This window comes from Rhizobium alarense (assembly GCF_021555155.1).
Lineage (GTDB): Bacteria > Pseudomonadota > Alphaproteobacteria > Rhizobiales > Rhizobiaceae > Rhizobium_D > Rhizobium_D alarense.
On sequence record NZ_JAKGBU010000007.1, the window covers coordinates 28,992 to 41,787 of the forward strand.

The 12,796-nt window shown below is 64.4% G+C and carries 14 protein-coding genes, 2 tRNA genes and 2 pseudogenes; 12 read left to right on the plus strand and 6 right to left on the minus strand.

Translation table 11 applies throughout. From position 1 onward, the window contains the following. A partial coding sequence (locus LXM94_RS03620) for a PLP-dependent transferase (RefSeq protein WP_235769782.1) occupies window positions 1-740 on the minus strand: 740 nt, incomplete at its 3' end. A 360-nt stretch (window positions 741-1,100) separates the two neighbouring features. Here LXM94_RS03620 and LXM94_RS03625 point away from each other — a divergent pair. The 4 genes from LXM94_RS03625 (at window position 1,101) to LXM94_RS03640 (ending at window position 5,376) form a co-directional block, all read left to right on the plus strand. Then, on the plus strand, window positions 1,101-2,126 hold the full coding sequence (locus LXM94_RS03625) for an amino acid ABC transporter substrate-binding protein (protein WP_235769783.1): 1,026 nt from the start codon (window positions 1,101-1,103) through the stop codon (window positions 2,124-2,126). 98 nt (window positions 2,127-2,224) lie between these two features. Continuing rightward, entirely contained in the window at window positions 2,225-3,418 is a 1,194-nt protein-coding gene (locus tag LXM94_RS03630; protein WP_235769784.1) for an amino acid ABC transporter permease, read from the plus strand. A gap of 4 nt (window positions 3,419-3,422) precedes the next feature. Continuing rightward, window positions 3,423-4,583: an amino acid ABC transporter permease gene (locus LXM94_RS03635; RefSeq protein ID WP_235769785.1), complete on the plus strand. Its 1,161-nt coding sequence runs from the start codon at window positions 3,423-3,425 to the stop codon at window positions 4,581-4,583. 22 nt (window positions 4,584-4,605) lie between these two features. Next, entirely contained in the window at window positions 4,606-5,376 is a 771-nt protein-coding gene (locus tag LXM94_RS03640; protein WP_235769851.1) for an amino acid ABC transporter ATP-binding protein, read from the plus strand. A 61-nt stretch (window positions 5,377-5,437) separates the two neighbouring features. On the opposite strand, the gene LXM94_RS03645 is transcribed toward LXM94_RS03640, so the two are convergent. After that, window positions 5,438-6,424, minus strand: coding sequence for a GlxA family transcriptional regulator (locus LXM94_RS03645; RefSeq protein WP_235769786.1), 987 nt, complete (start codon window positions 6,422-6,424; stop codon window positions 5,438-5,440). Window positions 6,425-6,673: 249 nt separating this feature from the next. Here LXM94_RS03645 and LXM94_RS03650 point away from each other — a divergent pair. From LXM94_RS03650 to LXM94_RS03670, 5 genes and pseudogenes are all read left to right on the plus strand, one after another. Next, a tRNA-Pro gene (locus tag LXM94_RS03650) sits at window positions 6,674-6,750 on the plus strand. Between the two features lie 103 nt (window positions 6,751-6,853). Then, on the plus strand, window positions 6,854-7,159 hold the full coding sequence (locus LXM94_RS03655) for an ETC complex I subunit (RefSeq protein WP_235769787.1): 306 nt from the start codon (window positions 6,854-6,856) through the stop codon (window positions 7,157-7,159). 11 nt (window positions 7,160-7,170) lie between these two features. Next, window positions 7,171-7,247: transfer RNA gene (locus LXM94_RS03660), tRNA-Arg, on the plus strand. A gap of 114 nt (window positions 7,248-7,361) precedes the next feature. Further along, window positions 7,362-7,958 carry a shikimate kinase gene (locus LXM94_RS03665; protein WP_235769788.1) on the plus strand — a complete coding sequence of 199 codons (597 nt, stop codon included), beginning with the start codon at window positions 7,362-7,364 and terminating at the stop codon, window positions 7,956-7,958. 238 nt (window positions 7,959-8,196) lie between these two features. Continuing rightward, window positions 8,197-8,304, plus strand: a pseudogene (locus LXM94_RS03670) (transposase); the annotation flags it as partial. Here the strand turns inward: LXM94_RS03670 and LXM94_RS03675 are convergent. Continuing rightward, window positions 8,252-8,491: a hypothetical protein gene (locus LXM94_RS03675; protein WP_235769789.1), complete on the minus strand. Its 240-nt coding sequence runs from the start codon at window positions 8,489-8,491 to the stop codon at window positions 8,252-8,254. The pseudogene LXM94_RS03670 and the gene LXM94_RS03675 overlap by 53 nt on opposite strands. A gap of 161 nt (window positions 8,492-8,652) precedes the next feature. Here LXM94_RS03675 and LXM94_RS03680 point away from each other — a divergent pair, with 161 nt between their 5' ends. After that, window positions 8,653-8,790: a hypothetical protein gene (locus tag LXM94_RS03680; RefSeq protein ID WP_235769790.1), complete on the plus strand. Its 138-nt coding sequence runs from the start codon at window positions 8,653-8,655 to the stop codon at window positions 8,788-8,790. Window positions 8,791-8,804: 14 nt separating this feature from the next. Here the strand turns inward: LXM94_RS03680 and LXM94_RS03685 are convergent. The 3 genes and pseudogenes from LXM94_RS03685 to LXM94_RS03695 all read right to left on the minus strand — a co-directional run bounded on the left by LXM94_RS03685 (window position 8,805) and on the right by LXM94_RS03695 (window position 10,408). Continuing rightward, window positions 8,805-9,256 (minus strand): annotated as a pseudogene (locus LXM94_RS03685) (BA14K family protein). A 67-nt stretch (window positions 9,257-9,323) separates the two neighbouring features. Further along, window positions 9,324-9,827 (minus strand): DUF192 domain-containing protein, encoded by a 504-nt coding sequence (locus LXM94_RS03690; protein WP_235769791.1) that lies wholly within the window; start codon window positions 9,825-9,827, stop codon window positions 9,324-9,326. A gap of 2 nt (window positions 9,828-9,829) precedes the next feature. Beyond that, window positions 9,830-10,408, minus strand: coding sequence for a cold-shock protein (locus tag LXM94_RS03695; protein WP_235769792.1), 579 nt, complete (start codon window positions 10,406-10,408; stop codon window positions 9,830-9,832). 194 nt (window positions 10,409-10,602) lie between these two features. On the opposite strand from LXM94_RS03695, the gene LXM94_RS03700 reads away from it, so the two are divergent. Then, on the plus strand, window positions 10,603-11,043 hold the full coding sequence (locus LXM94_RS03700) for a VOC family protein (protein ID WP_235769793.1): 441 nt from the start codon (window positions 10,603-10,605) through the stop codon (window positions 11,041-11,043). 289 nt (window positions 11,044-11,332) lie between these two features. After that, window positions 11,333-12,694 (plus strand): D-Ala-D-Ala carboxypeptidase family metallohydrolase, encoded by a 1,362-nt coding sequence (locus tag LXM94_RS03705; RefSeq protein ID WP_235769852.1) that lies wholly within the window; start codon window positions 11,333-11,335, stop codon window positions 12,692-12,694. Window positions 12,695-12,796: the final 102 nt, after the last annotated feature.

A 12,796-nucleotide genomic window follows, 5' to 3' on the forward strand; every position in this document is an offset into this window, starting at 1 on the left:
TCCGGCGCACCGCAGACGCCGAGCGTGATCGCCGCCTCCTTGAGCCGCGGCCAGAGCGCCGCATTGGCGGAAACGGTGCCGAAAAGCACGTCGGAATGGCCTGACGGATATTTCGTCGCCGCGTGGATCGAGATGTCGACGCCATGGTCGAGCGGCCGGAAATAGAGCGGCGTCGCCCAGGTATTGTCCATGGTGGCGACGGCGCCGTGGCGGTGCGCCACGGCGGCGATCGCCCCGATGTCCTGCATCTCGAATGTGTTGGAACCGGGCGCCTCCATGTGCACGAGCCGCGTGTTGGGCTTCATCAGCGCCTCGATGGCCGCGCCGGCCATCGGATCGTAATAGTCGACCGCGACACCAAGGCGCTTCAGCATCGTGTCGCAGAAATGGCGGGTCGGGAAATAGACCGAATCGACAATCAGCGCGTGGTCGCCGGCCGACAGGACGCCGAGAAAGGGGACGGTCACGGCCGCAAGGCCGGAGGGAACAAGGACCGTGCCGCTCGACCCTTCGAGCGCGTCGATCGCCTCGCAGAGCGCATCCGTCGTCGGCGTGCCGCGCGTCCCGTAAGTGTATTTCTGGTTGCGCGTCTCCATCGTCACGGCATTCGGGAAGAGCACCGTCGAGGCACGGACGACCGGCGGATTGACGAAGCCGTGGTAGTCCGCGGGCGAATTGCCGCTGTGCGCGAGGCGCGTGTTCATTCCGGCTGCGGCGAGGACGTCGATCTTGTCTTGCATGATGGATCCAGTTGCGGGCATTGCGGTCGCGCGCGAGTTTTCGACGGCCTGTCCGGCGCGGTCAAGGCCAAATGCGATGGACCGGCGGCCCCTTTCGCGGCGGCTTCGCCGTCGCGGCAAGGTCTTATCGCAATTTTTTTGGGCGCCCGACTGCACCAACTGCCGATTCCTGCATATTTTTCCACCAGAATTAATCAAATTGCCGTTGGTGACGGGATTTTGGGCGCAATGTCTTGACCCTGCGTCAATTTGGGCTTGAGATAGGTCAACCCGCGCCGGGAGGGTGGCGGGTCGCGCCGCGCCTCCGCACAAGCGGCGATCGGCGGAACGAACAAAGACAACAGAAAAAGGTCGTAAACGATGAAAAACAAGATCGTGACAGCGCTGGTCGGTGCTGCCGTCATGGGGTTTGGCGCCTCCGCAGCTCAGGCTGACACGCTTTCCGACGTGCAGGCCAAGGGTTTCGTCCAGTGCGGCGTGAACAGCGGCCTGGCGGGCTTTGCAGCTCCGGACGCACAGGGCAACTGGGCAGGCTTCGACGTCGACTACTGCAAGGCCGTCGCCGCTGCCGTTTTCGGTGATGCCTCCAAGGTCAAGTACACGCCGACGACGGCAAAGGAACGCTTCCCGGCGCTTCAGTCGGGCGAAGTCGACGTGCTCGCACGCAACACGACCTGGACGATCAACCGCGACACGGCGCTCGGTTTCAATTTCCGCGCGGTCAACTACTATGACGGCCAGGGCTTCATGGTGCGCAAGAGCCTGAACGTGAAGTCGGCGCTCGAACTGTCGGGTGCAGCCGTCTGCGTCCAGACCGGTACGACGACCGAACTCAACCTCGCCGACTACTTCCGCGCCAACAACCTGCAGTACAACCCGGTCGTCTTCGAGAAGATCGAGGAAGTCAACGCCGCCTACGACGCCGGCCGCTGCGACGTCTACACGACGGACGCGTCCGGCCTCTACGCGATCCGTCTGACGCTGTCGGCCCCGGACGACCACATGGTCCTGCCGGAAATCATCTCCAAGGAGCCGCTCGGTCCGGCCGTCCGCCAGGGCGACGACAAGTGGTTCGACATCGTCAGCTGGGTTCACTTCGCCCTGCTGAACGCCGAAGAATTCGGCGTGACCCAGGCAAATGTCGACGAGATGAAGAACTCGCCGAACCCGGACATCAAGCGCTTCCTCGGTGCCGAAGCCGACAGCACGATCGGTCCGGACCTCGGTCTCACCAACGACTGGGCCTACAACGTCATCAAGGCCGTCGGCAACTATGGCGAGGTCTTCGAGCGCAACATCGGCCAGGCGAGCCCGCTCAAGATCGAACGCGGCATCAACGCGCTGTGGACCAAGGGCGGCATCCAGTACGCCCCGCCGATCCGCTAAGCCCGGACGCGATATGCGGAAGGCGGGACACCGGTCCCGCCTTCCCACTCCTCAAATAACAAGAATCGTCCGCTAAGGGCGATCAGGGGAAGACATATATGGCAAACGCCACATTTCCGGTTTCGAGGTTGGACCGGCCGCAGGGATCGTGGCTCAACGATCCGGACGTCCGCGGCATCATTTACCAGGTCGTCACCGCGCTGATCTTCGCAATCCTCATCTATTTCATCTGGACAAACACGGTCGAGAACCTGCGGCGTGCCAATGTCGCCTCCGGTTTCGGCTTCCTGGGCGGGCGCGCCGGCTTCGACGTCGGCCAGTCGCTGATCGCCTATACGAGCGACTCGACCTATGGCCGCGCGCTCTATGTCGGTTTCCTCAACACGCTGCTGGTCGCCTTCACCGGCATCATCACGGCGACGGTCATCGGCTTCCTCGTCGGCATCGGGCGTCTGTCGCACAACTGGCTGATCGCAAGGCTCTGCACGGTCTATGTGGAAATCTTCCGCAACCTGCCGCCGCTGCTCGTCATCTTCTTCTGGTACAGCGGCGTGCTGTCGGTGCTGCCGCAACCGCGCGACTCGATCGCCCTTCCCTTGTCGAGCTTCCTCAACAACCGCGGCCTCGCCTTCCCCAAGGCGGTGTTCGGCGACGGTTTCTGGCTCGTGGTGGTGGCGATCGTCATCGCAATCGCGGCGTCCGTCGCGCTCAACCGCTATTCCTACAACCGGCGCATGGCGACCGGACGGGGCGTGCCGGTGCTGTGGCCGGCCGTCGGCATGATCATCGGCCTGCCGATGCTGATCTTCCTCGTGCTCGGCGCCCCGCTCTCCTTCGACTATCCGGTCGCCGGCAAGTTCAATCTCACGGGCGGTTCGGTGATCGGCCCGGAATTCATCTCGCTCTACCTGGCGCTCTCCTTCTACACGGCATCCTTCATCGCCGAGATCGTCCGCTCCGGCATCAGGGCGGTCGCGAAGGGGCAGACGGAGGCGGCGAGCGCGCTCGGCATCCGCGCCAGCCACACGACACGCCTCGTCGTGGTGCCGCAGGCGATGCGCATCATCATCCCGCCGCTGACGAGCCAGTACCTCAACCTCACGAAGAACTCGTCGCTGGCGATCGCCGTCGGCTATTCGGATCTGGTCTCCGTCGGCGGCACGATCCTGAACCAGAGCGGCTACACGGTGGAAATCGTCGCGATCTGGATGGCGGTCTACCTGTCGCTCAGCCTCATCACCTCGCTCTTCATGAACTGGTTCAACGCCAAAATGGCACTGGTGGAGAGATAGGACCATGACATATTCGAACGCCACCTATGTCCGCGACCAGATGCTGGCGGCCGAACCGCCGCCGACCAGCACGACGGGCCCGGGCCACTGGCTGCGCACCAACCTGTTCGCCACGCCCAAGGACACGGTGCTGACCGTCATCGCCCTGCTGCTGCTCGCCTGGTACGTGCCGCAGATCCTGAACTGGCTGTTCATCGAGGCCCAGTGGACCGGTGCCGACCGCGCCGTCTGCGCCACGGTCGCCCAGAGCGGCGGCACCCAGCCGGAAAACTGGAGCGGCGCCTGCTGGGCCTTCGTCGCCTCGCGCTTCGACCAGTTCGTCTTCGGCCGCTATCCGCTCGACGAGCGCTGGCGCCCGACGCTGGTCGGCATCCTGTTCGTCGCGCTGCTCGTGCCCATGCTGATCCCCAGCGTGCCGCGCAAGGGGCTGAACGCCATCCTGCTTTTCCTCGCGCTGCCGGTCGTCTCCTTCTTCCTGCTGAACGGCGGCGCCTTCGGACTGGAGAACGTGGAAACGCCGCTGTGGGGCGGGCTGATGGTGACGCTGATCCTCTCCTTCGTCGGGATCGCCGTGTCGCTGCCGCTCGGCATCCTGCTGGCGCTCGGCCGGCGGTCGAAGATGCCGGTGATCAAGACGCTCTGCGTCGTCTTCATCGAGGTGATCCGCGGCGTGCCGCTCATCACCGTGCTCTTCATGGCGAGCGTCATGCTGCCGCTCTTCCTGCCGCAGGGCTGGACCTTCGACAAGTTCCTGCGGGCGCTGATCGGCGTGTCGATCTTCGCCTCGGCCTATATGGCGGAGGTGATCCGCGGCGGCCTGCAGGCGATCCCGAAGGGCCAGTACGAGGGCGCCGATTCGCTCGGCCTCGGCTACTGGCAGAAGATGCGGCTGGTGGTGCTGCCGCAGGCGATCAAGCTCGTCATCCCGGGCATCGTCAACACCTTCATCGGCATGTTCAAGGACACGTCGCTGGTGTCGATCATCGGCATGTACGACCTGCTCGGCATCATCCGGCTCAACTTCGCCGATGCCACCTGGGCGTCGCCCGTCACGCCGCTGACCGGCCTGATCTTCGCAGGCTTCGTCTTCTGGATATTCTGCTTCGGAATGTCGCGCTACTCCGCCTTCGTGGAGCGGCGGCTCGACACCGGCCACAAGAGATAAAATAAGGGGAAAAGACATGGCTATGCAGGCCCAAACGAGCGCAATGACCGTCTCCGACACGGATGTGGCGATCGAAATCATCAACATGAACAAGTGGTACGGCGACTTCCACGTGCTGCGCGACGTCAACCTCAAGGTCATGCGCGGCGAGCGCATCGTCATCGCGGGGCCGTCCGGCTCCGGCAAGTCGACGATGATCCGCTGCATAAACCGCCTCGAGGAGCACCAGAAGGGCCAGATCGTCGTCGACGGCATCGAGCTCACCAACGACCTGAAGAAGATCGACGAGGTGCGTCGCGAGGTCGGCATGGTGTTCCAGCACTTCAACCTCTTCCCGCACCTGACGATCCTGGAAAACTGCACGCTGGCGCCGATCTGGGTGCGCAAGATGCCGAAGAAGGACGCCGAGGAAGTCGCGATGCACTACCTCAAGCGCGTCAAGATCCCGGAACAGGCGCACAAATATCCGGGCCAGCTCTCCGGCGGCCAGCAGCAGCGCGTGGCGATCGCCCGCTCGCTCTGCATGAAGCCGAAGATCATGCTGTTCGACGAGCCGACGTCGGCGCTCGACCCGGAAATGGTGAAGGAAGTGCTCGACACGATGGTGTCGCTCGCCGAGGAAGGCATGACCATGCTCTGCGTGACGCACGAGATGGGCTTCGCCCGCCAGGTCGCCAACCGCGTCATCTTCATGGACCAGGGCCAGATCGTCGAACAGAACAACCCGACGGACTTCTTCGACAATCCGCAGCACGAGCGCACCAAGCTCTTCCTCAGCCAGATCCTGCACTGAGAGCGCAGCCGCACATCCGCGGGCGCCTTGCGGCGGGGCTCCGGCCCCGCCGTTGCCGTTTTCAGGAGACGGTCGGCGCGCCCCGCGCATCCTGCCGGTACCGCCGCGGGCTGCTGGCGTAGCGCGCCTTGAAGGCGCGGGAAAAGGCCGAGAGGCTGTCGAAGCCGCTGCGCAGCGCGATCTCGCGCATGCTCGTATGGCTGTCCCGCACCATGCGCTGGGCGGCGGCGAGCCGGAGGTCGAGATAATAGCGGCCGGGCGCCGCGCCGAGCGCGGCCGCAAAGAGCGTCTCGAGCTTGCGCGTCGAGCAGCCGAGCCGGCGCGCCAGCGCCGCCACCGTCATCGGCCGGTCGATCGTGCGCTCCATCAGACGGATCGCCGCGGCGAGTTCCGGCCGATCCGCGCCCAGTCGGCCGAGCGAGACGAGCGGCTGGGCATCGGCCGCCGCGTGGACCTCGTCATAGACGAAGACGCTCGCCACCTCGAGCGCGACCGTGCGGCCGCAGCGTCCGCGGATGAGATGCAGCATCATGTCGAGGGTCGGCGAGGCGCCGCCGGATGTCCAGAACCGGCCGTCGGTCACGAACCGGTCGGCCCGCACCGTCAGCGCGGGAAAGGCCGTCGAGAAGTCCTCGAGTTCCTCCCAATGCGCCGTGGCGGAGCGCCCGTCGAGCAGGCCGGAGCGCCCGAGCAGCCAGCAGCCCGATTCGACGCCCGCCACGACCGCGAAGCCGGATGCGACCCGCGTGAGGCGGCGGATGAAGCGCCGGTCGGCATGGCGGTCCTGGTTGAAGCCGGCAAGCAGGATGAGGACGTCGCCGGATGCGTCATCGCCGAGCGCGCCGGCCACCTGGACCTCGATGCCGCAGGTGAGCGTGACCGGGCGGCCGTCGGCCGAAAGGAGCCGCCAGGAAAAGACCGGCCGCGCCGCCACGCGGTTCGCGGCCCGCATCGGATCGAGCACGGAGGCGAGCGACATGACCGAGGTCTCCGGCAGCACGACAAGCGTGACCTCGACCGTCCGCTGTCTTTCGTCGTTGTCGGCCATGCGGAAATCGTCAAATAGCTTGCGTTATTTGTCAATCCAACGGCCGCGGAAATGCCGATGATCCCGATGCAGGGATCTGGAGATACCGCCGGATTGAGGTGACTCCCCTGACACCCCTCACCCTGATCCGCTCTTACCGGCGGGCCGGTCTGCCACGGCAGCCGGCCCGTTCTTTTTTGCTGCAGGCGAGCGGGCACTTTGCGGTTGCGAGGGCGAGGCGTTCCGTGTATCTCCGCTGCACGGAATGGACGGAGCGTAGCGCAGCCTGGTAGCGCATCTGGTTTGGGACCAGAGGGTCGGGAGTTCGAATCTCTCCGCTCCGACCACCGCCTTCCCCCGGGCCGGTTCGCGCAGACATTTCGCGTTTGCCGAATCTGCGCTATGGAAGACGGGGAAGCACCGTTCCGTCAGTCTGGAGCCCGAGTTTCGATGTCCGCGAAGATCTACCGCCCCGCAAAGACCGCCATGCAGTCCGGCAAGGCCAAAACCCATCTCTGGCTTCTGGAATACGATGCGGAGAGACCGCGCACCATCGACCCGATCATGGGCTATACGAGTTCCGGCGACATGCGCCAGCAGGTGAGGCTGACCTTCGAGACGAAGGAGGAGGCGATCGCCTATGCCGAGCGCAACGGCATCGCCTACCGGGTGATCGAGCCGAAGGAAGCGACGCGCAAGAAGGTCGCCTATCCGGACAATTTCCGCTTCAACCGCATGCAGCCCTGGACCCATTGAGTCCAGGCCGGGGCCCCTTAGCTCAGCTGGATAGAGCACCTGCCTTCTAAGCAGGTTGTCGCAGGTTCGAGCCCTGCAGGGGTCGCCATTTTCTTGCGCGCTTCACATCTAGGCGGGAGACCTCAATCGGTCCGGAAGCAATTAAACGTCTCGGGCAGTTGTATCTGTTGCGAGAACCGAACCTCCGCGCACATAATGCGCCATGCAGATAGACGCCACCGAGATTACGCTCCGCAGAACTTGGCAAGAGGGTCAAACGATCTTCCTCCTCGGCCCCGGAGGCGTCGGAAAATCTACAGTTGGGCGAGTGCTGGCGGAGCGACTAGGCTGGCCTTTGATTGACCTCGACAATGAATTTTGTGATCGGATTGATCTGATCGGAAATTTTATCTCCGCCAATAGCTACGACACGTATCGTCAGAGAAACCTGGCGTTAGCCAAGCGTCTCGTCGGAGAAATAACTCGACCGACGATTTTCGTGACCCCCTCGGGTTTCCTCACAGCGAGTAAGGAGAGCGACGACTACCTCGACTCAAAGGAGCTAGTTGAATCCGGATACGGAATTGTATTGCTGCCAACCTCAGACCTACAACTCGCGACTTCGATTGTTGTTGAACGTCAACTCAAGCGCGGGTTCAATCTGCGGCGAGAAACGGAAGAGCGAAAGTTCAAAGAGCGTTTCCCTAGATATACAGCGGAAGGTGATGCAATCATTACATCGATTGAGGCCCCACCCGACATAGCGGAGGCCATCCTCGCCTCTGTATTCAAAAGACTCTCCTCAGAATTCAATCCTTAATAACAGGAAACCATTCCGCCTCGATGTGAGGTTTCTCGCTTCCATTCCGCTCGGATGTGAAGTTCGTCACCTCTCTTTTTGTTATAACATCGCTTTTCCGTTAGAGATTGACGAGGCGGACGCCGAAAACGGAACATAAGGCAGCCAAAAGTCAGCGTTCCGCACCGAAAGTCCCGGAATAGTCCCGTACAAACACAACACCCTTCACGGTGAGCCGCTCGGCCCAGCCCAGGGCGGTCTTCCCGGACCGGACCGCCTGGTCAGATCGTGCAAGACCGACGTCCGCAAAGTTGTCAACGCACTGCTTTATCTGGCATCAACGGGTTGCCGATGGCGGATGCTGCCCGCAGGGCTAAAGGCGCCAGCCGGGGAACGGCGCGCTTCTCCGGCTCGTCGTTCTCGTCCGGGTTGGGATTGGGTTCCTCGTCGGGCAGCCGGTCGGGCTCCGGCTCGTCGATCGGGACCGGCGGCGGTTCGCCGGTGCCGGGAACGGGATCCCTCCCGGGGACGGGTATGGACGGGGGAATGGACATGATCGTATCTCCTTTCACGCCGGCGGACGGTCCGCCCGCAAGTCCTTCACTGCCAAGAACCGCCGCCTGGGACAGCGCCGATTTGGCCGCACCCGCCGATTGCGGATCATGAGACGCGCGTATATCGTCGGAAGACTTCCGGAACCGATCCGAGGACCCAGATGCCGAAACGCGCCGTGACGATCGCCCTCCTCCTCGCCCTCGCCACGCTTGCCGGCTGTGCCAGCACCGCCAACGAGAACACCACCTATGCCCGTCCCGCCAACCAGGGCGGTGCCCTGCTGATCCCGCTGGACTGACGCCCTCGATCGGTTCAGTCCGCGCTGACGGGATCACCGGGCCATCGTATCGTCGGCACTCTACGCCCGTAGGGCGACACGCACCGGCGGCGCGGTCCCTCATAGGGCTGGTAGGTGTTGTCATAGGCGCGGTAGGATCCATAGCGGCTTGCGCACCAGCCGGCATGGGAGCCGCCGGACACGCTGTTCTGATTGGTAATGGCTCCGCCGATGATCGCGCCCGCGCCGAAGGCTGCCAGCGATACCACCATCCGTCGGAATGGCGGCGGTATCCGGGCCGGCTGTACCTGTAGCCGCGATGGCCGCGCCAGCGGCGCTCGTCGCGGCGATACTGTGCCTGCCCGGCCTTGCCTTCCTGCGGCACCGGGCGGTCGGGGAGGCCGAACGCCTGTGCGCTCGGTGCTGCCGTCGCTGCGATGGCAGCACTCACAAGCCCGACGGCGATTGCGGAAATTGGGCGCTTCATGGGATTGTCCTTCCGCAGCAACGAAAACCGAACGGTCTTCGCGCGAGAAGGTTCCCTCCGAGGACGGTCAGCCGCCGGAGGCGCGCATGCGTTCGATCAAGGGGCTGTCGACCCGGTTGCCGTTGCGGATGCCGAGTGCCTTCGCCGTGCCGCCGTTGAGCTCGAGCACAAAATCGACGGGAACTTTCGAATCGATGATCGCCTCGGAAAGCGGCTCGGCATTTTCCCGGATGGTGCGGATGCGCCCGTCCTTGCCGATGAACAGCATATCGAGCGGCAGGTAGGTGTTCTTCATCCACATGAGCACCTGCCGCGTCTCGCCGAAGGCGAAGAGCATGCCGCGGTCGGCCGCCATTTCGCGGCGGTTCATCAGCCCCTGTTCGCGCTGGCGCGGCGTCACCGCCAGTTCCACGTCGAATTGATGGACCTTGCCGTCCTTCGTGGTGACGGTGATCCGCTCTCGCTGGAAATTGTCCGCCGCTTCCGTGGGGAGGCCAGTCAGGCTGGCCAGAAAGAGGACAATTCCCAGCAGGAGCGCCGCAGGAACGGCGTGGCGCCCGGTCAAGCCCATGATCAATGGGCCCGGTTGCCGGGAGCCGGGACGTCCGGATGGATCTCGGCGGCCATCAGGCCCTTGTCGCCGTCGCCGAAGCGGACAAGCACGACCTGGCCGGGCCTGAGCTCGGTGAGGCCGAACCGGCGCAGCGTCTCCATATGGATGAAGATGTCCTCGGTGCCCTCGCCGCGCGTCAGGAAGCCGAACCCCTTCGTCCGGTTGAACCACTTGACGAGCACCCGTTCCAGCCCGCTGGTCGGCGTCACCTGCACATGCGTCTTGACGGGCGGCATCTGCGAGGGATGCACGGCGGTGGTCTGGTCCATCGAGAGGATGCGGAAGGCCTGGTAGCCACGCTCGCGCTTCTGGATCAGGGCCACGACGCGGGTGCCTTCCAGAACCGTCTGGTAGCCGTCCCGGCGCAGGCAGGTCACATGCAGGAGCACGTCCTGCATGCCGTTGTCAGGTACGATGAACCCGAAACCCTTGGCGACATCGAACCACTTGATGACACCGGTAATCTCGAGCAGATCGACTGCTTCGCCTGACTGGTCGTCACCCTCCGTGACGCCTTTCGAAGACATTCTTTCCGCCATGATCTGTCAGCCCCTCGATTACGCGTCACATGAGTTACGGTTAACTGATTCTTGATGATCAGAATAACATCGTCCCGCCGCGATCACGCAAGCCCCTGTCGAAAGTTTTACCCGCTTGCCTTGTAGGCCGGGAGGCTTGCCTCAAGCTGGCAATTTCCTATCTTCGGGCGCACATCGGAAAGAAAGGATAAGCCATGCGTTATCTCCACACGATGGTCCGCATCAAGGACATCGATTCGTCGCTCCGTTTTTATTGCGATCTCTTCGGTCTTGCGGAGGTCCGGCGCTACGAGAACGAGAAGGGCCGCTTCACGCTGATCTTCCTCGCGGCCCCCGAGGATGCGGAAGCGGCGAAGGCCGACAAGGCGCCCTGCCTCGAACTGACCTACAACTGGGACAGCGAGGACTATACCGGCGGCCGCAACTTCGGCCACCTCGCCTACGAGGTCGACGACATCTACCGGTTCTGCCAGACGCTGATGGACGGCGGCGTGACGATCAACCGCCCGCCACGCGACGGCCACATGGCCTTCGTCCGCTCGCCGGACGGCATCTCCATCGAGATCCTGCAGAAGGGCGAGAGCCTCGCCCCCCGCGAGCCCTGGGCCTCGATGGCCAATACGGGAAGCTGGTAAGGCCCGCACAATGCTTGTGCTTTAGCCAAAGGCCCGGACAACATCGTTTTGCCGTATTCGGCGCGAAGATTCCGGGCCATTCGGGGGAGACATCCGAACTTCACGGTCCAGACATTCGACCGCCGGAATGCGGCAGACGCCCATTCCAGGGATCCGGCGAGCGGCCGTATGCCGCCCATCGCCTTGCCAGAGTCTGCGGCCCCTCGCGTTCCCGGGGCCGGTCTTGTCGTTATGCGCGGCCGGCGTCCGGTCGCATCAGCAGTCATGCGGGGAAACGTCGTTGCAGCCCATGCAAGAACCGGCAGCGGTCCTCAAGATCATTCGTCGCAGCCTCGTGCTCGCTGCCTCCGCGGCCGCCCTTGCGGGCTGCATGACCGCCGCCTCTCCCGACATGGCGAGCGAGGACGACCCGATCGTGCCGGCGAGCGAGACGAGCGAAACGGCGGCCGAAAAGAGCGGCAAGGACGGTCGCACCGGCTATCGCGACCCGATGGTCGCGAAGGTGGAGGCGTCCACGGACGCCGATCCCGTGGCAGCGACCGGGACGGCCGATGCGGCGGAGACCGACCTCGGCGCGGTCGTGATGCAGCCGTCTTCGGTCAATGCCGGACAGACGAGCATCTTCGCCTCCGGCCAGGCGGCGACGCAGGCGCAAGACGATTCGGCCGTGCCCGCCTATGCGGCGGTGCCCTCGACCAATCCGGCGCTCGCCAGCATCTATTCCGGCAGCACCGCAGACGCCGACACACTTCCGGTCGAAAAAATGTCCGTGCCCGCGACGGAGGACACGTCTGGCGAACCGGCGGACGAAGAGACCTCCCTTGTGCCCGAACGCGTGCCGCTGCCGAAGAGCGGGCGCATGGCCCTCGTCGCGGAGCCGCAGGGCAACGCGGCCGAACTGGCCCTGGCGTCCGAACCGGACATCGTGACTGCGAAGGCGGAGCCTGCCGCAGTCGCCGGCGCGGACCAGGTCGCGGCTGCCACGCAACTGCCCGTCACCGACGACACGAAATCCGGCGGTCCCGAGGAAAAGACGGGTGCGCTGACGCTTGCCTCGCTGTTTGCCGCCAAGCGCAAGGGCACATCCCAGCTTGATGCCGAAAAGGCGACGCCGTCGGCCTCGGCCGAGCGCAAGGTGCTGAACCGCGAGACGGTCGCCGAGGCGCGCCGCGCCTCCTTCGGGGTATCGTCGCTGCCCGGAGTCTCCCCGACCGCCGCCGGCGAGACGGAGGAGACGGGCGAGGACTTCGACGCCGAGGAAGGCTTCACCGAAGTCGCCTCGCTCGCCGGCCTTGCACGGCTCGCGCCGAACGGCCTGTGGCTGCAGACCGACCGCGTCAAGGCCAACTGTCTCAAGCCGGAACTCATCAACGTCCTCAAGACCGTCGAAAGACATTACGGCAAGCCGGTGATCGTCACCTCCGCGCTGCGCGCCGCCAAGCGCAACCGTGCGCGCCAGTCCCTGCACACGCGCTGCGAGGCGGCGGACATCCAGATCGCCGGCGTCAGCAAGTGGGAACTCGCCGAATATCTGCGCACGATGCCCGATCGCGGCGGCGTCGGCACCTATTGCCATACCGAGTCGGTGCATATCGACATCGGCGAGGCCCGCGACTGGAACTGGCGCTGCCGCCGCAAGAAGAGGAAGTAGTCTCCGGCGGACGGGCCCGTGCCGCCATCGGCGGGCAGACGACGATTTCCGGAAACAACGCTTGCGCATCGCTGCCGCGCCCCCTATAAGGCCCACCGCACG

Bases quoted from the DNA above. Each gene is read 5' to 3' on its own strand.
- LXM94_RS03645 (WP_235769786.1), bottom strand. From the start codon at position 6,424: ATGGCCGACAACGACGAAAGACAGCGGACGGTCGAGGTCACGCTTGTC.
- LXM94_RS03665 (WP_235769788.1), top strand. From the start codon at position 7,362: ATGCAGATAGACGCCACCGAGATTACGCTCCGCAGAACTTGGCAAGAG.
- LXM94_RS03630 (WP_235769784.1), top strand. From the start codon at position 2,225: ATGGCAAACGCCACATTTCCGGTTTCGAGGTTGGACCGGCCGCAGGGA.
- LXM94_RS03625 (WP_235769783.1), top strand. From the start codon at position 1,101: ATGAAAAACAAGATCGTGACAGCGCTGGTCGGTGCTGCCGTCATGGGG.
- LXM94_RS03675 (WP_235769789.1), bottom strand. From the start codon at position 8,491: ATGTCCATTCCCCCGTCCATACCCGTCCCCGGGAGGGATCCCGTTCCC.
- LXM94_RS03705 (WP_235769852.1), top strand. From the start codon at position 11,333: ATGCAAGAACCGGCAGCGGTCCTCAAGATCATTCGTCGCAGCCTCGTG.
- LXM94_RS03690 (WP_235769791.1), bottom strand. From the start codon at position 9,827: ATGGGCTTGACCGGGCGCCACGCCGTTCCTGCGGCGCTCCTGCTGGGA.
- LXM94_RS03640 (WP_235769851.1), top strand. From the start codon at position 4,606: ATGCAGGCCCAAACGAGCGCAATGACCGTCTCCGACACGGATGTGGCG.
- LXM94_RS03695 (WP_235769792.1), bottom strand. From the start codon at position 10,408: ATGGCGGAAAGAATGTCTTCGAAAGGCGTCACGGAGGGTGACGACCAG.
- LXM94_RS03635 (WP_235769785.1), top strand. From the start codon at position 3,423: ATGACATATTCGAACGCCACCTATGTCCGCGACCAGATGCTGGCGGCC.
- LXM94_RS03700 (WP_235769793.1), top strand. From the start codon at position 10,603: ATGCGTTATCTCCACACGATGGTCCGCATCAAGGACATCGATTCGTCG.
- LXM94_RS03680 (WP_235769790.1), top strand. From the start codon at position 8,653: ATGCCGAAACGCGCCGTGACGATCGCCCTCCTCCTCGCCCTCGCCACG.
- LXM94_RS03655 (WP_235769787.1), top strand. From the start codon at position 6,854: ATGTCCGCGAAGATCTACCGCCCCGCAAAGACCGCCATGCAGTCCGGC.